Origin of the sequence: Chryseobacterium sp. PMSZPI, assembly GCF_002835665.1 — a bacterium.
Lineage (GTDB): Bacteria > Bacteroidota > Bacteroidia > Flavobacteriales > Weeksellaceae > Chryseobacterium.
The window spans coordinates 149,353-169,801 of the sequence record NZ_PIZV01000002.1; the positions used below are offsets into that span (position 1 = coordinate 149,353).

Sequence of the window (20,449 nt, forward strand, 5' to 3'; positions counted from 1 at the left end):
CTTACGAAAAAACAAGGGAACAGAATAAGAAGATTATAGGAGGAGCTTTGACAGGTTGGAGAAAAATTACTGCTTAATTTTTAAAAACCAAGATAATATGTAAATATTGCTACACCCCGAATTGTCTTAAATGATGATCCATATGTTTATAAGCAGCAATTCCCCATTCGTTAGTTGAAATATTGCCAAAAGCAGGATGAGTAAGAGTTAAAGGACGAGTATTGGTTGGGAACTGTTGAATTAAATGAATAAATTCATTTTTTTGGTTTTCAAAATCAATGCTGTCGACTTTTCCTTTTGTTTCGTGTCTGGCTTCCCCCTTAATGTTCTTTTTAAAATCAGAAGCGATATAGAGTGCCAGAATTCTTAACAAATATTCTTTTAAAGTAGTTCTGTGGTTTTCCCTGCTTTCTTTCAAAATCTGCTTGTTGCATGAATTACAATGTAAAAGCATTTCGCTGGCTGTCATTTCTCCCCATTGCGGTTGATGAGTAGCCGATAAATTATTGATTCTTGCAATAATTGAAGTTGAGGCTTCTTTTGTTAAAAGATTTTTTTTCATGGAGATTATCTTGTGGTGAAAATAAAATTAAGCTATAAATCTTTCATCAAGGTTTTTTTCTCTGCAATTTGGGTTTCAATTTTGTTTTTGGCAGCAGTCCATTCATCATCTAGAATGCTATAATATGCTGCATTTCTCGTAGTACCGTCATTTTGAATACGGTCTTTTCTTAAAATTCCTTCAAACACACCTCCAATTTTCTCAATGGCTTTTCTGGATCTGAAATTAGTGTCTTTGGTTTTTAATTGTACTCTGTTGGCCTTTAACGTTTCAAAACAAAACCTGAGCAGCAGTAGTTTACATTCTAAATTAATTGTTGTTCCCCAAAATTCTTTAGTTATCCATGTCCATCCGATTTCCAGTTTTTTATCTGAAGGATAGATCTCGAAAAATCTTGTAGATCCTATGAGTTTTTGGGTTTCTTTATGTAGGATGGCAAAGGGATATTGTTTCCCGGATTCTCTTTCTGATAATGCCAGTTCATAATTTTTATCAAAAAGCACTTTTTCTGAACAGTCGGTAGGAATTAGCTCCCAAAGTTCTTTATCAGATGCCGCAATATATAATTCTTCAAAATGTTCTTTTTCCAGAGGAATCAAATCAATTGTAGTTCCTTTTAAAATAGTGGGATGTGAAATCCATTTTTCAATCATAATGAATACTTTTTGATAACAAATTTAATGAAAAATAGAAAATAATAGAATATTGTTGCATGACAAACCTTAATAAAGTGGTTTAAACTTTATAAACAATAGAAGCTTTCATTTTAAAAACACTTTAGTTCACTTAAGTAAGTTGATTTACAACGATTCCGTAGAAAAGTCCACATCAGATGAAAATCAACGATTTTCACAAAGCTTAGGTGTCCTTATTACACATAAGGCACGGCAGTAAAAAAAACTTAAGTGGTTTATTTTTTTATCTTATAGTTTTCTCTGTAAGTATTTGCTGTAATACCTGTACAACGTCTGAAATATCTGCAAAAAAGAGAAGGGTCCACAAATTGAAGATGATTACTGATTTCTTTAATGGACAAAGATGTTGTTTTAAGCAGCTCCTGTGCATGTTTTATAACTCTGTAACTTATCCATTGTTTAATCGGCTTTCCGGTTTCTTTTTTTATTAAGCTGCTTAAATATTGAGGGGAAAGATGAAGTTGATCAGAATAGAATAAAACACTTCTTTGTAAATGGCCATGCTCATTTAGCAATTTAAAAAAATATTCTAAAATGTCCTGACTTCTTGATTGTAAAAGGCTGTTATTTTTAATGACGGGTAAATAAAGTTTGGAAATAAGTTCAAATAAAGCATACAATAAATACTGAACAGCCTCTACTGTACTTTCTTCTGTTGTTTTAGAATGGTAATCCCTGATAAGTTTTACAGTAGACCATATCAGTTTTCCGGCAGGGGCTTCCGTTTCCATGACCGGATTAAACTTGATTTCATCACTGGCAAGAAGTACGGTCAAAAAGCTATAAGTACTGATAAAGTCCAGGGAAATAAAGAATACTACAAAATCTAGCTCGTTATTAGAGGAAACATTTATGATATCTGTATCCGGTAGTAGCATTATTACAGAGTTCTTTTTACTATGAAATAGAAATTCGTTACTTTGAATACTCATTTCACCTTTTGATACGAAGCAAAGTAAAAGCTTATTGACTCTATTGGCATTTTTTCGGAATTCAATAATATTGCTTGCTTTATATTTTTCAATACATAACCCTTCGAAATTTGGTTTAATATCTATCATTGTATCAGTTAATTATTGATTGGGATGAAACGGTTTCTAAGGATATTATATTACTAAGATGAACCTATGGACAAATGTAAGCAGTTAATTTTTCTTTTTAAAAGCATTGTTTAAAATGGAATATAAAATATCAAAAATGGAATATATTTTATTGGATGGCTGTTGTTAACTTCGCAGTCGGAAATATTAATCAAATACGATATAATGCAAGACACGGAATCTTATAATGCGAAAATGCCAACAGCCTGTTTTTTACTTTTCTTTGCCCATGGGCTTGTTTTTTCTTCATGGGCAAGTAGAATTCCGATTATCAAAAATGCACTTTCAATCAATGAGGCAGAATTGGGTACCCTTTTACTTTTGATGCCGATTGGGCAGCTTTCTACGATGGTGTTGTCCGGAAAGTTAATTAGTAAATACGGAAGCAGTTGGATTATTAAAAAATGTTTTCTTCTATATTCCGTCTTTCTTTTGTTGATTGCTATTTCACCTTCTTACTGGACCTTAGCTGTTGTTTTGTTTTTCTTTGGGGTTTCCGGAAACTTATGCAATATTGCAATCAATACACAGGCTATTGAGGTTGAGTCTATTACTAAAAGGGAGCTTTTGGCATCTTATCATGGTGCATGGTGTTTCGCTGGATTGGCAGGTGCTTTGATTGGATTGTTCATGATCAATATGGAAATAGATACTCTTTATCATTTCATATTTACTTTCATTCTTGTAGTATCACTCTGGTTCTATAGTAAAAATCATCTTACCAATAAAATTCATAAGGTTGAACCACAAAAACAATCTATTTTTAAATCAGTTAATCCCACATTGATAGGTTTAGGAATCATTGGATTTCTAAGCATGGCTATTGAAGGCGCGATGTTTGATTGGAGCGGAGTATACTTCCAAAACATTGTAAAAGCTCCGGAAAAATTTGTTATACTGGGGTATACCAGTTTTATTTTGATGATGACTTTAGGGAGATTTTTAGGAAATCGTGTTATTGAAAAATATGGAAAAAAAATAATTTTACAAGGTTGTGGAGTTTTGATGAGTGGTGGTTTATTCATAAGTGTTTTCTTTCCTCAGTTATGGGTGTGCATCATCGCTTTTATGATCATTGGTCTTGGTAGTTCTTTAAGTGTTCCTTCTGTCTACAGTACAGTAGGTAAAGTAAGTAAAGTAGCACCGAGTATTGCATTGTCTTTTGTGTCCAGCATTTCGTTTCTCGGATTTTTAATAGGGCCACCTCTTATCGGATATATTGCTGAAGGGTTTGATCTCAGGTATTCTTACGGACTTTTTGCATGTTTTGGAATTGTATTAACGATTATCGTCGGACAAATGGAGATATTTAGAGATAAAGGCTTATAATTTTCTGTATTATATCTTATTGTATTGTTTTTTAGCTTTTTTAATTTGTTTTATTGATTGTTTTTTAATTAATATGTATTTTTTTGTTAAAATGATATTATTTTTTATTCACGATGTGCAGAGTTAATGTTTGAGTTCGTAAATTAGGGGAAACAAAAACACAACCATGATTCTTAAAAAAACATTTTGTATTCTTCTTTTCTTTTGTTTAAAATTTTATGCTCAAGATAAAGTTTTTTCGAAAGAATCTCTGGAAATCGACAACCTGATAAAAAAAGACAAATGGGATCTTGTACATCTTAAGCTGAATAATGAGAATATAAACTTTCAGCGGGTTTCTAAGTACGATCTTAAATATCATTTATTAATCAAATTAGACTCTGCATCCGTTTTGTACAGAAAAGGGAAGTATGAAGAGTCAAAGCAAGCTGTATTGACTACACTGGATGAAATTCAGCATTATAAAAATAAGTTGGGTCTGACTTATTATGAAGGGCTTAAACAGATGGGTATCGCCCGATTATTTTATATTGAAAAAAGATCGGGAAATATTGTACAAGCCGTGAAATATCTCAATTCTTTCTCACAAGGAATGAGCCCTATTTACAGAAAAAAGCAAACAATATTTTATGCCGTAGCTTATATGGAATTGGGGAATTACGAAAAAGGGATAGAGATGTTAAATGCCCGCTTGAAAAATTTTCATGAAGATCAAGGCAATCACCTATACAATTCTTTTATCAAAAAGCAGGAAGTAGCAGCTACTTATAATACCAAAGGAGAGGCTTTTATCAAATGGTATAAGGATACGGGGAATAAAGGGCTCTTAGATTCTGCCCAGAATAATTTTAATAAAGCATATGGTATTGTAAAAGATTCATCCTATTCCAAATCATTGAATCTTTGCTGGCAAGCAGAGATTGTTTTATTAAGAAAACAATATCATCATTCGCAAGTATTATTTAATCGATGTGAAAAAGATGCAGTATTAATGTCTAGGAATTTTTCCAGAGAGGCTGTTTGGTTGGGAAAAGCAGAGATTTATACTTTTACGAAAAAAACAGATTCGGCTTTCCATTATATTAATAAATTATATGATGAAAATTCCTTTGCCAAAAACACTTCCGAAAACAAGCTGAAAATATATTATTTGCTCAGTATCAACTATGAAAATCTGGATGATAGCAAAAATGCCTATAAATTTGCTAAGCTGAGTTTATCTGAAATGGAGAAAAAGAAACAGCAAAATATCTCTAGCAGAAAGGTTCTAGGGCTATATGAACAACAGGAAATAAAGTCGTCAGCAAAAGAAATGATTCAGGAAGATCACCGTCAGATATTCTTATGGATAGGCCTCATTCTTATCATAGGTCTGATGAGTTCCGCGGCGTTCTTTATATATTTCAAAAGAAAGAAAAAAACAGGTGTTGAGCAGCACGCAGTGATAATTGAAACTAAGGAAGAATTGCTTTCTGAAAAAAATAACGGGACAACAGCTCTGGATAATGAACTTGTTGCCCGTATTTTAAGAAAATTAGAAGGAATGGAAGTCTCCGAAAAGTTTCTCTCTAATAACTTTAAATTAGCTAACGTAACAAAGCAGCTTAACACAAATACCGCCTATCTGTCTCAGATTATCAACCAATATAAAGGTGTGTCATTTTCAGAATATGTAAATAATCTGAGAATTCATTATGTACTTACACAACTCAAAGAAAGTCCGAAATTTAGAAGATATACGATAAGGACTATGGCTGAAGAAGTGGGATATAAAAGCTCAACAACCTTCATTAAAGCATTTAAAGATAGACTTAAAATGACTCCTTCAGACTATATTAAGCAGTTAGAAAATGATCCGGTAAAACCGAATGAACAGCCATTTTTCGAAACCTTGAAACTAGAGTAGACCAATCATCGATTAGCCGGAATAAAACTATATCCATTTCTCTATGAGATGAAACCATAGTGCTTTTTCTTGAGTAAGAAGAAAGACAGCTGATGATGATCGTTGGTTGGAGACTGTTCCTGTAATCTGTATTTCTGTGAATGTAGCTAAACCATGGTCATTAGAATAATGGATTTCAACATCTTCAATCTGAACACTGCGGTCAGGAAATTGCCCAAATACGGTTGGAAGCCAATCCGAGAACATGGCGAGTGTTATGGAGACTCCATCTCCGTTGAGCATACTAAAGTCAGAGGAAAAGCCAGACATAATAGTCTCATATAATAGTTTCTGGTCTTGTGTTTCACCTCGGAACCATTTTTCAATGTTCCTGCAAAAATTTTCTAATTCTTTACTGATTTTTTCTTTGTTGTTCATCTTTTTAATATGTAAAGGTTTATGTTTTAATGTTAATTTGAGATAGGATTTTAAATTTAAATAGGTTTGAAGTTGGGAGTTATAAAAAATCAAGAATAACGATTATCTGTAATTTTAACTGAAAGTAACCTCCAGCTTCCAACTTCAAGCCTTTTATACTAAATTCCTTACTCCGAATTCAGGTCATTTTAGATGAAGTCATATATTTTTTTAGTTTGCTGTTCATCCATATTCCTATAATCTGAAAGACTCCAATCATTAAAATGGATAGGGCAAAGGCCTTGGTAAACCCCAGACTAGGGATTACATTGAAAAATAAGGTGCCAATAACCGCTCCTCCAACTACGCCACCTACCTGCATTCCTATACTTACAAGTCCTGAGGCTTGTCCGGCTTTATCTTTCGTTGTAAAAGTGATGGCGGTTCTCATGACGACAGGCATAATGGTCCCGTGGCCCAATCCTGCTAAAAACAATGTAATATTCGTTATAAAAGAAGGTTTTTCCTGAAGATAAAAAACGAGTGCACTACAAATGAAACCTGTCATTAATAATGCTAAACCTATGTAAATCATTTTATAAGTTACCAGTTTCGTTTTAGGAATCAAAAATGGTCCCAGGAAAAAAGCGATTCCGTATGGAACAATAGCCAGCCCTGTCTGCATAGAACTTTGATGGAGGAATTGCTGCAAATAATATGGATAGCAAATAAATAATCCCGAAGTGAAGTTATAAAAGAATAGAATGACTAAAGATAAAGCAAAAGGTTTATTTTGTAATAGAGTAGGATCAATCAGGATTGGTTTCTGTTTTTGTTGAAGATAGAGTTCGTATTTAAAAAAAGCAATCAATAAAGCTATACCTGCCAATAAAATCCCAAATATCCACCATATCCAATGGTATTTCTGTCCAAAAATAAGAGGACATATAAGCAGTAGCAGAGCAAGAATCAATAGTGCTGATCCTATAAAGTCGATTCCTGATTTTTCATTTTGTTGATTGCTGTCCATCGTGAAATGTATTCCTACGATACAGACGATGGTCACCGGGACATTAACAAGGAATACAAGTTCCCAGGAAAAACTTCCCCAATGCATACTTAGTAATATTCCTCCAAGCAATTGCCCAATTACAGAAGCTAATCCAAATACCGAGCTGAAAAGACTTACCGCTTTAGGCTGTTCATGACTGTCAAATAAAACTTTTACTGAAGCCAATACTTGAGGGGCTAATAGTGATGCACCAATCCCCTGAAATAATCTTGAGATAATGAGCCATGTAATGTCTGATGAAAAGGCACAAGCAACAGATGAGAATAAAAAAGTATACAGTCCCAGTATGAAAATCTTTTTGCGACCATAGATATCTCCCAAACGACCTCCGCAAACAACAAGAGCAGCATAAGTAAGTCCATAAATGGCTACTACCATCTGCAATTGATGATCGCTGGCCCTAAAAGCATTTTTTATAGAGGGGAGTGCCATATTGACAATAAAATAATCCAAAGGAGAAAGAAAAGCTCCGGCAATCAGAAAATTTAAGGCTTGCCATCGCTTTGGATGAATGTTCATATTTTTTTTATGCAAAAATACCCTCTTAATATTATAAGAAAATTGTACTTTTAAAGGAAAAAATAGTGTGTAATAATGAAAGGCTTACCTCTTGAAGGCATTAACGTTAAAGAAGTCCAATTGAAAGATGAAGAGATTGTTGTAGCAACCAAAGTTTCTCTTTCATTTATTTATATCGTAAATGGAGATGGACATTTTATGTATGATGAGCGCAATATAGATTTTACAGGAGGTAAACTGTTTATTATCCCTCAACAGCAAGTTTATCGTTTTAAAAGTAAAAAAGCGAAACTTATTGTAATACAATGTCCGATAGAATTTATTGATAAAATCCGTTTGGAGGCAGATCGCATTGAAAGTTGTGAAAATCTATATAAGTTGCAATATATCAGCAACAATTATCATGCAAGGGCAGGATGTATATTCAGAAATGAAAATGATGAACATTTTGCAGAAACCATTATCCTTCAGATTGCCAATGAATTTAAAAATAAAACGGAAGATTATCTGATTATCAGAAATTGTATTTCCATATTACTCAATCTGATTGCGCGAAATATCATTAGCAGTGAAACTTCTGATCTACAGGAAAACCGGAAAGCTTTCTCAATCATGAAAATTATCACTTACATTCAGCAGAATATAAAGGACAGAGAGAAAACAGGAATTCAGGTTATTGCTGATCACTTTGGTATTTCCGGCAACTATTTTGGTGAATATTTTAAGCAACAAACAGGGACTTCATATCAAGACTATTTATTAGATTATCGACTTAAACTGGTAGAAACCTATTTAAAGTACAGCAGTGTACGACTGAGTGAGATTGCTTATGAACTTCAGTTTAGCGATGAAAGCCATCTTTCCAAACTTTTTAAAAAGTATAGGGGAATGACGCCAGGGGAATATCGGAAAAAGCAAAAATGATCTACTTGTTGTACATTTTGATATTTTAACATTAATTCGGAATAATCAGTTTTGAAGCCGGAAGTGGTGAAGGTTATAAAGGATAACGATTCATCTTTTTTATTAATCTTAAGGCAAAAAGGTTTTCAGTCATTATAACTGAAAGTAACTTCCAGCTTCCTTCTTCCAGCCTTTATACTTAACTTAATTTAATCCAAATTACAAAACCTGCAGGTCATTAAACAATTCAATAATTGCTGCAATAAGCCCCTTTTCAATAGCCGGATTCGAAGAAGCATCGGGAACAAGAGCGCGTAAATTACCTTCATCATCCCGTTCAAAAATAACTTCCTGCCCATTAATATCAACATAGAGCTTATATCCATAGGTAAATGTAGCAAGTCTTCCGTTGAGAATAAGTTCTTTACCTTTATAAGTCACAGGTAATTCTAAATTATGTTCCATTCGCTTTAGCTTCTATGCATTTAAAATATGAGGCAAAGTTCGGAAATCTTATTCTAATTTATGCATATATCGATCGTAGAAATAAAACAAGATTTGCATTGACTGCAAGTTTTTGCTAAAGAAGATATGATTTCTTTATTGACACGTAATTCTATATTCAAATTCTAGATTAGTGTAAGTTCCGGCATTGATATTTGTTGATAAACCTGTAGAACCCTTTCTGCCTACACTGCCGTTTCTACCACAATCATCATTATCAAATTTCTCTTCATTTCCGGTTTTTTGCCATTCTGTAGCAGAAATCAACTTCGGAGGTGTAGGAGGAATAACACTGGTATCAACAATGGTGTAAGTTGCTTTCCTTTCCCATTTTTGTTGTGTACATTCACAATCTTTACCACTGCATCCAATTAAGAATATTCCGGAAACGATAATTATTATTTTTTTCATGATTATTTTTTTGCAAAGAAATAAAAAAAATAGACACTAATTGGTGTTTTGTTTTAATTATTTTTTCTTTTAAGTTTTAGGCTCCACAAATTTTATCCTTTATCCCTATAAACCAATAAAATTGAATCAATACGATGGAATAAAATAAAAAATTGAAAGATCAGATTATCAATAATTTGTAATTTTAATACCTCAAAGGCCTCATAGTTCAATGGATAGAATAAAAGTTTCCTAAACTTTAGATCCAGGTTCGATCCCTGGTGGGGCTACAAATTTCCATTTAAACAATAGGTATTACAAAGATCACATTTAAAAAAAATCGAATATTGTTACAAAAAGAGGCTTTGCTTATGCATTAGAATATTAATCTTTAAATTTCACACCAAGAATTTCTATTATCTGGTGTTGTATTTTAGGAAGCAAACGCTGAATCAATTGTATTGTTTCTTTCCAAGCGAACGTATATCCACATTGCTAAATAGAAGGAAGTTCCGGAGTATTTAAAATTATTTAACTAAAAGAACCCGCTCTTTAGGAGCGAGTTCAGTAGATAAAACATCTCATTTTTTTAATTAGACAACAATAAAAAGCACAGCCGACAATGCTGTGCTTAAATTTTTATTTCAAATTTAATTGCAATTTCAAGGATAAGAAAAGCAAAAAAAGTTTCCACTTCGATTTGTATTACATAGTAAATGTACTAATATTTTTAATACGAAATATGAATTTAATGTTAAAATTCACAAGTTATCCACATTTTATTGTGAGGAAGCTGAGATTACTTTTCATTAAGGTATGTTAAAATAAAGTCATTCAAAGCTTTTTTCTCATCATCATTGCCTTTATCATCCATATGACCATGGTTAATTGAAGTAGATTGTATAATTATATGGTATTTTTTCTGTTCTTCTTCAGTAGGCAAAACACCTTCGTCGGCGGGGTAATCATTAGAACGTAGTGAATAGATTTTAGGAATGGAAGTTCTCGGGAGAAACATTCTTCTGTTATCCATTGTAATGATTTTATAGACCAAATTAGGATGTTGATTACCAAATAGAGCGACCATATCGCCACCGTTAGAGTGTCCGATTAAAGTAAGATGTTTATAATCAAGATTAGGATGGGTCTTTTTTAATTCATTCAAAACAAACAAAATATTTTCAGAGCCGTTCTGCCAAAAAGGTCTTCTGACAATCTGAGGCTTTCCTTCCACAGGTATTAAAGCATCTGTAGGAAGTTCATGTTGAATGCTTACTGTAAAATATCCTTTTGATGCCAGTTTTTTAGTTAAATAAGAGTAAATAAAATAATCACCGCCTTTATTCATACCATAACCATGGTTGAAAATCACAAGTTGTTGATTGGGAATAGGTTTTTCGGTTTTTGGACTATAGAATGCCACCGGTATTTTGCGATGTCTGTTCGCATCAAATAAAGTTAAAGTGTCTAATTTTACTTCAGCATGGTCAGTCGCTACATTAGGCTTTACTGAACACTGTATTAAAAATAAAAAAAGCGTGGAAAAGGGAATGATCTTATATTTCATGGTTGATATTTATAACCACAAAAATGCAAAAAACTTCAGAAAAAAAAATCATAGGATCTTCACACTGATAAAAGCTTGAAAATCCTATGAAAATTATAAAAAGAATTCGATTTCGTAAGGAGTCACAAAATTGTAATGTTAACCTAAGACAGTTACTCCTTTTTCGATCATTTCGTAAATTGCATCCCTTCCATTATCCGGTTTTACGTTGACAGCACGTGTTCCGTTGAAGTGAAGGCAAGTAATATATCCATTCGCTACCGCATCCAATGCTGTGAATTTTACACAATAATCCATTGCCAGACCTACGATCTCTACAAGTTGGATATCGTGGTATTTTAAGAAATCATCCAATCCGGTTTTCACAAAGTGGTTGTTATCTTGAAAACCACTGTAGCTGTCGATTTCGATATTTTTCCCTTTTTGAATAATATGAGTTACTTTATTTTGATTGAGATCCTTATGGAATTCTGCTCCAAAAGTTCCCTGTACACAATGATCCGGCCACATAAATTGTGGAATACCATTTAAAATAATACTTTCTCCAACATTTCTACCATTGCTGCTTGCAAAACTTTTATGCCCGGCAGGGTGCCAGTCTTGTGTTAAGACGATCTGGTCATATTCGTTTTCTTCCATTAGGAGATTGATGTAGGGAATAATCTCATTAGATCCGGGAACTGCAAGTGCTCCACCTTCACAAAAATCATTCTGGACATCGACTATTATTAACGCTTTTTTCATATTTAGATTTCTCGAATTTTTGATAAATTTACAAAACTAATCCACAAAAATTTGTCCAAAACTGAATTATCGGACAAATCGGCAATATTTAAAAATTAAAACCCTGAAGAATGAGTGATTTAGAGAACAAAAAATTTCCAATAGGACAGTTTGAAGCACCGGAACATATCAATGACACTACCTTGGATGCTTATATTAAAGTGATCAAAGATTTTCCCGGGAGACTAAAGAATCTCATTGAACACTTTACGGATGAACAATTGGATACTCCTTACAGAGAAGGTGGATGGACAGTAAGACAGCTTGTTAATCACTTATCAGATAGCCATATGAATAGTTTTATTCGATTTAAATTAGCGCTTACAGAAGATAATCCAACAATAAAGCCTTATGACGAAGCCAAATGGGCAGAACTTCAGGATAGTTTTCATATGCCTGTAAAACCTGCTATGAGAATGCTGAAGGGGACTCACCAGAGATGGGTGACTCTTCTTAAAAGTCTTACGAATAAACAATTTGAAAGAACTTTCCATCATCCTGAGCATAATAAAAATTATAATTTAAGAGACAGTCTGGCCCTGTATGTCTGGCATTGTAACCACCATTTTGCCCATATTGAAAATCTGAAGAAAGAGAAAGGTTGGTAAGAAAAATTCTTAATGATCCGATATATTATAAGGAAATTGTAGACAGAATTTCCGGACTTTCTGAAAACTCCTCAGGAAAATGGGGATGTATGAATGTCTGTCAAATGCTAAAACACTGCGATCTTGTACTTCAGGTAGCCTTGAAAAAAATAGAACTTCCACACATTAATGTCCTCTTTAGGACGATAGGAGCCATTACTAAAGTAGAAATGTATGTTTTCAATAACGGAATTCCAAGAAACATGCCTACTTTTCAAAAACTAATTGTTAATTTTGAGTGTGATTTTGATGAATCAAAAACCAATCTGCTGAAAACGCTGGAGGAATTTCGGATAACTTGTGAAAACAAAAAATTGCCGGAGAACCACAGATTATTCGGAAACATGACTGAAAAAGACTGGACATTTTTAGAATATAAACATCTTGATCATCATTTAAAACAATTTAATGTATGAGTTTTTTTGATAAAATATTTGGCGGAAAAAATGAGGCCCCTGATCAAAAACATTTTTGGAAAAAAATAGAATCTGAAGAAGACCTGGCAAAAGCTATAGAGCATTCTTATGAACATAAAATAGCAGTGTTCAAACATTCAACAAGCTGCTTTATCAGCAGAACTGTATTGAAGAACTTTGAAAAAGAAGTTGAACATTCGGATCAGCCGGTAGAGGTATATTATCTGGATTTATTGGCCTATAGACCAATTTCGAATAAAATTGCCGAAGACCTTGGAATAAGACATGAAAGTCCACAACTGATTGTCATTGAAAACGGAAAACCTGTTAATAGCGCGTCACACCAGGATATCTCTTTAAGCCAGATTGTATAATGAAGAATATTAATAATTATTTAGCCAAAGTATTGAATGTTCCTCTTCAAAATGTGAACACATGTAGCCTGCATTATGAAGTAAAGAAAATTCCTAAAAACCAGTTTCTTCTTCAATATGGTGAGATCTGCAGGCATATCTTTTTTGTTGAAAAAGGGCTTCTCAAGATGTATTCTATAGATAAAAACGGAAAAGAACATATTATACAATTTGCTCCTGAAAGTTGGTTGATTTCGGACCGTAGCAGTCTTTATTTTAACGAAAAATCAAACTATTATATAGAAGCTGTGGAGGATTCGGAAGTATTATTTCTTCACCCTGACTTTTTTAATAAGCTGGTAGAACAATTCCCCAATAGTATTGAAAGAAGTGATTTTCTTTTACAGAAGCATATCAGAAGCCTTCAGAACAGAATAAATTCTTTATTGGGTGAGACGGCGGAAGAAAGGTATATGAAATTCATTAAAATGTATCCTGATTTACTATTGCGAGTTCCCCAGTGGATGATTGCATCTTATCTGGGTATTACGCCTGAAAGTTTGAGTAGGGTAAGAAAAGAATTGGCAAGGAAAAATTTCGTTCCGGATAAAAAATAAAAAGGTTGGAAGATGGGAGATGGAGGCTAAAAGTTCTATTACACATAAAACAACTGATGTCTTTATTATCTCAATAAGAACTCACTAAAGATATCCTTAAGACTACTATAACTTCCATCTTCCTTACTTCAAATCGATCCTTTTGGCAAGCTGGCCAACTTCTTTAAGCCTGGTCTGTGTTTCTTCCGACCATGGGAGTCCAAAGCATAGCCTCATACAATTTTCAAACTGGTCCTGAAAAGTAAACATTCTTCCGGGAGCAAGACTTATATTTTGCTTGATTGCTAAATCATAAAGCTCGGTAGTGCGAATGTTTTTATCAAATTCTACCCATAATGATAAACCACCTTGTGGTCGACTGGTTTTTGTTCCTTCCGGAAAAGATTCAGCTATAGTCTGTACATAGTTTTGAAAATTACTTTGCAATGTTTTACGAAGTTGCTGAAGGTGTTTTTCATATTTACCCGATTTCATAAAATTGGCAACGGCTTCATTCACAATCGAAATAGATGAAGTGGAATGCAAAAGTTTAAGCTTTAAAATTTTATCTTTATATTTTCCGGGAGCAATCCAGCCTACACGGTATCCGGGAGCCAGTGTTTTAGAAATGGAATTGCAATACAATACGTTGCCGTCTTTATCAAAGGACTTACAACATTTTGGGCGAGTTGCCCCAAAATAAAGATCACCATAAACATCATCTTCAATCAATGGGATATTATTTTCCGACAATATTTTCACAATTTCTTTTTTGTTTTCATCAGGCATACAGCTTCCCAAGGGTGAATTAAAGTTAGGAATCAACAGACATAAGTTTATTTGAGGAATTACTTTTTTTAAAGCTTCAATTTCAATTCCGGTAGTGGGGTGTGTCGGAATTTCCAGCACTTTTAAACCTAATCCGTTGGCTAATTGTAAAATTCCGGGATAACATGGGCTTTCAATAGCAATGGTATCACCAGGTTTTCCTAAAGCCATTAAGCAGAATGATAGAGCATTCATCCCACCATTAGTGGTTACGATGTCATTTTCATTGAGATTTCCGCCCCATTGTAATGAGCGTATGGCAATCATTCTTCTTAATTTCAAATTTCCCTGAAGTTCTTCATATTCTGTTCCGCCTTCCTTTAATTCGCGAATGGCATGTACAATTTCTTTTTTTAGTTTAGCTTGTGGTAAAAGATCTCCTGATGGAATTCCGATAGAGAAAAAAGTAAGATCTTTTCGACCCATATTCTCATAGACTTTACTGATCAACTCATTGGGTTCATCATTATTTGCGATTAAAGAAGGATTGCTTACTTCTGGAAGTGGAAGTTTAACAGATAATAACTGACTTACAAAATAACCGGATTGTGGTTTCGATTCCACCAAAGATTGAGATTCGAGTTCGAGGAAAACACGTTTGGCTGTATTCATGCTTACCTGGTGCTCCTGGCACAACATTCTTACTGAAGGAAGCTTGTCTCCAGCTTTTAAAATTCCATTCCTGATCTGACCGGCAATGCCTTCGGCTATCTCTGTGTATAAAAATTCTTTACTCATATTTTTTTAACTGTGCTCATGCAAATATACAAAACTGATACTGTGTTTATTTATTTTTCCTTTCTAATTTTGCTCCATAGAATTAAAACTTAAAAAAATGATGACAAATACAATTACGAAAGATCAGGCAGTAAGCGGATGGATCAATGGTTTCATAGGAGTATTGCTTTTTAGTGGTTCAATGCCTGCAACAAAGCTGGCTGTAATGGAAATGGATCCTATATTTGTAACCATTGCCCGTGCTGTGATTGCAGGAGTATTAGCACTTTCGGTCTTATTGATATATAAAGAAAAACGTCCTGCTAAAAATCAAATATTTTCATTGGCTTTGGTGGCTATCGGATGTGTTATTGGATTTCCATTGCTTTCTTCTTTAGCATTGCAGTACCTTACTTCAGCACATTCCATTGTATTTTTGGGAATGCTTCCTCTGGCAACTGCTGTTTTTGGTGTATTCCGTGGAGGAGAAAGACCACATCCTGTATTTTGGTTCTTTTCAATTATCGGAAGTCTTTTGGTAATCGGATATGCAGTTTCACAAGGAATCTCTGCGTCTCCGATAGGAGATATTCTAATGCTTTTAGCCGTAATCCTTTGTGGACTTGGGTATGCAGAAGGTGCTAAGCTTTCTAAAACATTAGGGGGATGGCAGGTAATTTCCTGGGCATTAGTTTTATCTTTACCTATTATGCTACCGCTGTTTTTTATTTATTTTCCAACGAATCTGGAAACTGTAAGCTTTAAGGGATGGTTTGGATTAGGATATATTTCCTTATTCAGTATGTTTATAGGATTTATATTTTGGTATAAAGGATTAGCTCAGGGCGGAATCACTTCTGTAGGACAACTTCAGTTATTACAGCCATTTTTTGGATTAGCATTGGCTGCTTATCTCCTTCATGAGCCGGTAAGCATTGGAATGCTCGGTATTACCGTAGGTGTGATTTTGTGTGTTGTAGGAACGAAAAAATTTGCGAAATAATTAAAAATAAAGCATTATGACTTAAATCATAAACATTTGGTTTCATAATAGTCTACTTTTGAATTATCACTGCAAAATAGATTATTATGAAACTTACCATGTCATTAATGTTTATAGGAGTTTTTGTCCTTAGCTGTAAAAAAGAAGTACGTACTGAGCGATCGGTCACTACAGATAGTATCATTATGGATACTGTAAGGACGGATACCACAACCCATGCTGCTCCTATGCCTTCTCCGGCCCGATCAGATACAATGCATAGAAAAGATAGTATTTCTTCTAAAAAACAGAAAGATACTATTAAAATATCCAAAAATAAAAAAAATAAAAAATAAAGTTTATCCATCATATCTGCAAAAAAAACCTGTTTTCGCTTTATGGAAAACAGGTTTTTTTATCTTTTAAGGTATTCTGTTGATGATAATGTAATTTATTATTAAAAATTATTAAAAATAAAATAATTTTGATAAAAAAATAATACTTATAAAATGAAAACTATTTAAAATTGATAAAAAAATTAACCATATTTAACTTTTTAAATAATAATCAAGGCTCGGTATTTGCATGTTATAGAAAGCATCCCAATGATATTTTTACTAAGACTAAGAAGAAGAAAACAACACCAAGAACAATTATTATGGTTATCAATGAAAATATTTTACGTTCAGCGGGAGCAGAAACGAGAGATTATAAACCTACAGAAAACCTTTTCTGCGAAGGAGATTCCCCCCATTATTACTACCAGATTATTACAGGGGAAGTAAAACTAAACAATTATAATGAAGACGGAAAAGAGTTTATTCAAAATTTGCTATTTGAAGGACAAAGCTGTGGCGAATCTGTTCTTTTTATAGACAAACCTTATCCGATGAATGCTGAAGCAATTACAGAATGTAGTGTTTTAAGACTTCATAAATCTAATTTTTTAAAATTATTGAAAGAATCGCCGGAATTATACATGAAGGTCAGTAGTTTTTTATCTGAACGCCTTTATTATAAATTTGTAATGATGTTGAATATTTCTTCCCAGCACCCTTTTACAAGACTAAAAGGTCTTATGGATTATCTTAAAAGTTTTCAGGAAGATGTAGATCCATATTCTTTTACGGTTCCATTAACGAGGCAACAGATGGCTAGTCTTACAGGTATTTGTGTGGAAACGGTTATAAGGACCATTAAACATATGGAAAGAGATAAAATTGTCAGAATTGAGAATCGTAAAATTTTATATTAATCCATCCGTTGTACATGTTGAGGTAAAATCACCTGAGCTCTGGGTAAGGAAGTATGGTAAATAGGTTGGAAGCTGGGATTTACTTTCAGTTGTAAAGACTGACAGCCTATTACATCATTACTTTTTGCCTGAGAATTAATAAAAGAAATGAATAGTTATTCTTTATGGCCTTCATCACTTCCAGCTCCCGGCTTCAAAACCACTTTACTTCAAGCTGGCGTTAAAATATCAAAATGCACAACAGGTATTAAGCCAGTTTTAAATATTGAATTTTACGGTTTTTTCTATTAAAAAGAACAACGTTTATGAAAACGATAAGCTGCATGAATATCGACGTAAATCTTCTGTACTCATTGGGTGCAGAAGATAAAATGTATAAAAAGAAAGAAATGATTTTTAAAGAAGGAGATTATGCATTTTATTATTTTCAGATCGTTAGAGGAAAAGTTAAGCTTAATAATTATAATGAAGACGGAAAAGAGTTTATCCACAATATTTTAGGAAAAAATCAAAGTTTTGGCGATCCGCTTATTTTTCTGAATCAGCCTTATCCTATGAATGCTATATGTCTTGAAGCTTCGGAAATTATAAGATTGCCAAAAGACCATTTTATAAAAATGCTTGAAGAGCATCCTCATATTTCTTTGGAAATGAATGCCTGTTTTTCGCAACAAGTCTATTATAAATTGATGATGATGCAAAGTATGGCTTCACAAAATCCGATTTTGCGTTTGAAAGCACTTCTTGACTATCTTAAAAGTTTTCATGGTGGAGATTGTAATAGCTGCTTCGAATTGGAAATGACAAGGCAACAAATTGCAAATCTGACAGGATTACGTGTTGAAACTGTTATTCGTACTTTAAAAAAAATGGAAAAAGAAGGCAGTATTCAATTAAAAAACAGAAAAATTTTATATTAATATTGATCAACATGACTCAGGTCATAAAAAAGTGAGTTATTCAAAACGTACATTTGAAATATCAATTTTCAAGACAATTCTTTAAACCTTATTAAAAAGGAACGAAAAAAAAGCATTTAGCTTTTAAGCTCAATTTGAAATTACCGACTCCAACCCATTGCCGTCTAATACTAGTCTCGGGCTGCAATACATCACTAAATATTAATAATAAAAAATTCAGTTATGAACACTAGAAATTCAAGAAATCGTAGCTCAAGAGGATATTTACATTCACCAGAAAACCTTGAAGAAATATATCAATTAGGATATGATCATGGTTTTAATGATGCATCAAGAGATGAAGATTATGATGATGACTTCTCAGAATATGAGAATTATTTTGAACATGATGACGATGACGACTATGATGGCGATGATAATTATGATAATTATGATGATGACTACGACGACGATGACTATGATGAAGATTATGACGATGACGACGATTATGATCAAAGGGGGCGTAGTGGCAGAAACTTTGGCGGTGGAAATAGGAACCAGCAAAGAGATAGCCAGGGGAGATTCACTTCCGGAAGAGGTGGCTCTTCTCGTGGAAGTTCTCAGGGAGGATCCCGTGGAAGCTCAGGTTCCAGATCCGGAAACAGAGGAGGGTCATCATCAGGAAACGGAACTTCAAGAAGAGGCTTTGCTTCTATGAGTAAAGCTGATCGTACCAGAATAGCCAGAATGGGTGGACAAGCATCTCATGGAGGCGGAAGAGCATCAGGATTGAACTCAAACAGAGACGGTTCTCGTGGAACTTCAGGTAGCAGAGGGTCATCATCAGGAAATGGTAGTTCAAGAAGAGGTTTTGCTGCAATGAGCAAAGCTGATCGTACCAGAATAGCCAGAATGGGTGGACAAGCTTCCCATGGAGGCGGACGATCTTCCGGACGATCAGGATTCGGAGGCAGACGTAATTCATAATTCTTTTTCCAGGATCGCCCCTTTAGCCAACATAAAAGGGGCAATCTTTTCCAAAAAACAAAATACCATTTCACATCATGGCCAATAAAGTAACAGAAACAAACAGCACTGCATCTGCAGTAAAGAAAACAACGGTAGACAATGCTACTGTGAAAGAAGAAGAAATGAAAAATGCACCACTTCACAAATTTTTTGTAAGTGCACTTAAAGATATTTACTATGCTGAAAATGCAATCCTTGATGCATTGGAAAAAATGCAGGAAGCAGCGACATCAGAAGACTTGAAAGATGCTTTTGAAGATCATCATCTTCAGACTCAAAAACATGTAAAACGTCTTGAAAAAGTTTTCCAACTAATTGATGAAAAACCTGAAAAAAAGGAATGTAAAGCCATAAAAGGAATCATCGAAGAAGGTGAAGAAATTATGAAATCTACCGAAGAAGGAACCTCAACAAGAGATGCAGCATTAATTATTGCTGCCCAAAAAGTAGAGCATTACGAAATTGCTACTTATGGAGGACTTGCCCAGCTTGCTATTACCATGGGACATGATAAAGCAGCAGATCTTCTCGAAAGAACTCTTGTGGAAGAAGAAGACACAGACTATCATCTTACTGAAATTGCAGAAACATCCATCAATTTTGATGCAGATCAGGAAGAAAACTAAACCAGCTATCCAATAAGCCGTATAGCTTGTTCTGTATGGCTTATTTTTTTAACCATGAACTCAACAATAATATGGATTGTCAAAAAATAATAAAAACCCTGAAACACAAAGACTTTATAAAAGTTACCAATGAAGGGAAATGGTTTGAAAACGGAGCGGCGATCTATGCTAAAGAGATAAAAGATAATATCTTCTTATTATTTGTCATCCTGAAAAATATAGATGTTGAGAATATTCAGGCACTCATTGCCCATTTTGATTGTTTCAATAGTATTGGATTGAAAGAGCCTGAACAAATCATGTTTTATCTATCCATCAAAGACAAAAATGACCTCCATTATTTTGAGCAATATTTAAAAGTACCTCATAACTAAT

24 protein-coding genes and 1 tRNA gene are annotated in these 20,449 nt (G+C 33.7%); 15 read left to right on the top strand and 10 right to left on the bottom strand.

Annotated features, from left to right (window positions below):
* Positions 1-109: 109 nt before the first annotated feature.
* From CW752_RS00880 to CW752_RS00890, 3 genes are all read right to left on the bottom strand, one after another.
* Positions 110-562 (bottom strand): DUF1569 domain-containing protein, encoded by a 453-nt coding sequence (locus CW752_RS00880; RefSeq protein WP_101237916.1) that lies wholly within the window; start codon positions 560-562, stop codon positions 110-112.
* Between the two features lie 32 nt (positions 563-594).
* The gene (locus tag CW752_RS00885) at positions 595-1,215 is read right to left on the bottom strand and encodes a GNAT family N-acetyltransferase (protein ID WP_101237917.1); all 621 of its coding nucleotides are present in this window, start codon (positions 1,213-1,215) and stop codon (positions 595-597) included.
* 257 nt (positions 1,216-1,472) lie between these two features.
* Positions 1,473-2,318: a helix-turn-helix domain-containing protein gene (locus CW752_RS00890; protein ID WP_228401550.1), complete on the bottom strand. Its 846-nt coding sequence runs from the start codon at positions 2,316-2,318 to the stop codon at positions 1,473-1,475.
* Between the two features lie 204 nt (positions 2,319-2,522).
* Between CW752_RS00890 and CW752_RS00895 the strand changes: the two genes are divergently transcribed.
* Positions 2,523-3,686, top strand: a complete 1,164-nt coding sequence (locus CW752_RS00895; RefSeq protein ID WP_101237918.1) for an MFS transporter — start codon at positions 2,523-2,525, stop codon at positions 3,684-3,686.
* A 166-nt stretch (positions 3,687-3,852) separates the two neighbouring features.
* Complete coding sequence (locus CW752_RS00900; protein ID WP_101237919.1) at positions 3,853-5,592, top strand: helix-turn-helix domain-containing protein; 1,740 nt, start codon at positions 3,853-3,855, stop codon at positions 5,590-5,592.
* Between the two features lie 27 nt (positions 5,593-5,619).
* Here CW752_RS00900 and CW752_RS00905 read toward each other — a convergent pair whose 3' ends face one another.
* Complete coding sequence (locus CW752_RS00905; protein ID WP_228401551.1) at positions 5,620-5,901, bottom strand: hypothetical protein; 282 nt, start codon at positions 5,899-5,901, stop codon at positions 5,620-5,622.
* Positions 5,902-6,187: 286 nt separating this feature from the next.
* Positions 6,188-7,579 (bottom strand): MFS transporter, encoded by a 1,392-nt coding sequence (locus CW752_RS00910; protein ID WP_101237921.1) that lies wholly within the window; start codon positions 7,577-7,579, stop codon positions 6,188-6,190.
* Between the two features lie 75 nt (positions 7,580-7,654).
* Here CW752_RS00910 and CW752_RS00915 point away from each other — a divergent pair, with 75 nt between their 5' ends.
* Positions 7,655-8,503, top strand: a complete 849-nt coding sequence (locus CW752_RS00915) for an AraC family transcriptional regulator (protein WP_101237922.1) — start codon at positions 7,655-7,657, stop codon at positions 8,501-8,503.
* A 198-nt stretch (positions 8,504-8,701) separates the two neighbouring features.
* On the opposite strand, the gene CW752_RS00920 is transcribed toward CW752_RS00915, so the two are convergent.
* Positions 8,702-8,947: a hypothetical protein gene (locus tag CW752_RS00920; protein ID WP_101237923.1), complete on the bottom strand. Its 246-nt coding sequence runs from the start codon at positions 8,945-8,947 to the stop codon at positions 8,702-8,704.
* A gap of 135 nt (positions 8,948-9,082) precedes the next feature.
* Positions 9,083-9,397: a hypothetical protein gene (locus CW752_RS00925; RefSeq protein WP_101237924.1), complete on the bottom strand. Its 315-nt coding sequence runs from the start codon at positions 9,395-9,397 to the stop codon at positions 9,083-9,085.
* 197 nt (positions 9,398-9,594) lie between these two features.
* Here CW752_RS00925 and CW752_RS00930 point away from each other — a divergent pair.
* A tRNA-Arg gene (locus CW752_RS00930) sits at positions 9,595-9,666 on the top strand.
* 509 nt (positions 9,667-10,175) lie between these two features.
* On the opposite strand, the gene CW752_RS00935 is transcribed toward CW752_RS00930, so the two are convergent.
* Both CW752_RS00935 and pncA read right to left on the bottom strand, forming a co-directional pair.
* Positions 10,176-10,943 (bottom strand): alpha/beta hydrolase, encoded by a 768-nt coding sequence (locus tag CW752_RS00935; protein WP_101237925.1) that lies wholly within the window; start codon positions 10,941-10,943, stop codon positions 10,176-10,178.
* A 138-nt stretch (positions 10,944-11,081) separates the two neighbouring features.
* On the bottom strand, positions 11,082-11,687 hold the full coding sequence (gene pncA / locus CW752_RS00940) for a bifunctional nicotinamidase/pyrazinamidase (protein ID WP_101237926.1): 606 nt from the start codon (positions 11,685-11,687) through the stop codon (positions 11,082-11,084).
* A gap of 110 nt (positions 11,688-11,797) precedes the next feature.
* On the opposite strand from pncA, the gene CW752_RS00945 reads away from it, so the two are divergent.
* From CW752_RS00945 to CW752_RS00960, 4 genes are read left to right on the top strand one after another with little or no spacing between them, the layout of a single operon-like run.
* The gene (locus CW752_RS00945) at positions 11,798-12,334 is read left to right on the top strand and encodes a YfiT family bacillithiol transferase (RefSeq protein ID WP_101237927.1); all 537 of its coding nucleotides are present in this window, start codon (positions 11,798-11,800) and stop codon (positions 12,332-12,334) included.
* A complete protein-coding gene (locus CW752_RS00950; protein ID WP_228401552.1) occupies positions 12,328-12,789 on the top strand; it encodes a DUF1569 domain-containing protein in 462 nt (153 codons plus the stop codon). Before CW752_RS00945 ends, CW752_RS00950 begins: the two co-directional genes overlap by 7 nt.
* Positions 12,786-13,163, top strand: coding sequence for a bacillithiol system redox-active protein YtxJ (ytxJ, locus tag CW752_RS00955; protein WP_101237928.1), 378 nt, complete (start codon positions 12,786-12,788; stop codon positions 13,161-13,163). The genes CW752_RS00950 and ytxJ overlap by 4 nt, the downstream gene beginning before the upstream one ends.
* The gene (locus tag CW752_RS00960; RefSeq protein WP_027372258.1) at positions 13,163-13,759 is read left to right on the top strand and encodes a Crp/Fnr family transcriptional regulator; all 597 of its coding nucleotides are present in this window, start codon (positions 13,163-13,165) and stop codon (positions 13,757-13,759) included. The genes ytxJ and CW752_RS00960 overlap by 1 nt, the downstream gene beginning before the upstream one ends.
* Before the next feature lie 123 nt (positions 13,760-13,882).
* Here the strand turns inward: CW752_RS00960 and CW752_RS00965 are convergent, their stop codons facing one another.
* The gene (locus CW752_RS00965; RefSeq protein ID WP_101237929.1) at positions 13,883-15,304 is read right to left on the bottom strand and encodes a PLP-dependent aminotransferase family protein; all 1,422 of its coding nucleotides are present in this window, start codon (positions 15,302-15,304) and stop codon (positions 13,883-13,885) included.
* A gap of 97 nt (positions 15,305-15,401) precedes the next feature.
* Here CW752_RS00965 and CW752_RS00970 point away from each other — a divergent pair, with 97 nt between their 5' ends.
* From CW752_RS00970 to CW752_RS01000, 7 genes are all read left to right on the top strand, one after another.
* A complete protein-coding gene (locus CW752_RS00970; RefSeq protein ID WP_101237930.1) occupies positions 15,402-16,286 on the top strand; it encodes a DMT family transporter in 885 nt (294 codons plus the stop codon).
* 86 nt (positions 16,287-16,372) lie between these two features.
* The gene (locus tag CW752_RS00975) at positions 16,373-16,621 is read left to right on the top strand and encodes a hypothetical protein (protein WP_101237931.1); all 249 of its coding nucleotides are present in this window, start codon (positions 16,373-16,375) and stop codon (positions 16,619-16,621) included.
* A 170-nt stretch (positions 16,622-16,791) separates the two neighbouring features.
* Positions 16,792-17,520, top strand: a complete 729-nt coding sequence (locus tag CW752_RS00980) for a Crp/Fnr family transcriptional regulator (RefSeq protein WP_228401553.1) — start codon at positions 16,792-16,794, stop codon at positions 17,518-17,520.
* Positions 17,521-17,825: 305 nt separating this feature from the next.
* Positions 17,826-18,440 (top strand): Crp/Fnr family transcriptional regulator, encoded by a 615-nt coding sequence (locus CW752_RS00985; protein WP_228401555.1) that lies wholly within the window; start codon positions 17,826-17,828, stop codon positions 18,438-18,440.
* A 222-nt stretch (positions 18,441-18,662) separates the two neighbouring features.
* Entirely contained in the window at positions 18,663-19,406 is a 744-nt protein-coding gene (locus CW752_RS00990; protein ID WP_101237933.1) for a KGG domain-containing protein, read from the top strand.
* A gap of 77 nt (positions 19,407-19,483) precedes the next feature.
* On the top strand, positions 19,484-20,074 hold the full coding sequence (locus CW752_RS00995; RefSeq protein ID WP_101237934.1) for a ferritin-like domain-containing protein: 591 nt from the start codon (positions 19,484-19,486) through the stop codon (positions 20,072-20,074).
* 71 nt (positions 20,075-20,145) lie between these two features.
* Complete coding sequence (locus CW752_RS01000) at positions 20,146-20,448, top strand: hypothetical protein (RefSeq protein WP_101237935.1); 303 nt, start codon at positions 20,146-20,148, stop codon at positions 20,446-20,448.
* Position 20,449: the final 1 nt, after the last annotated feature.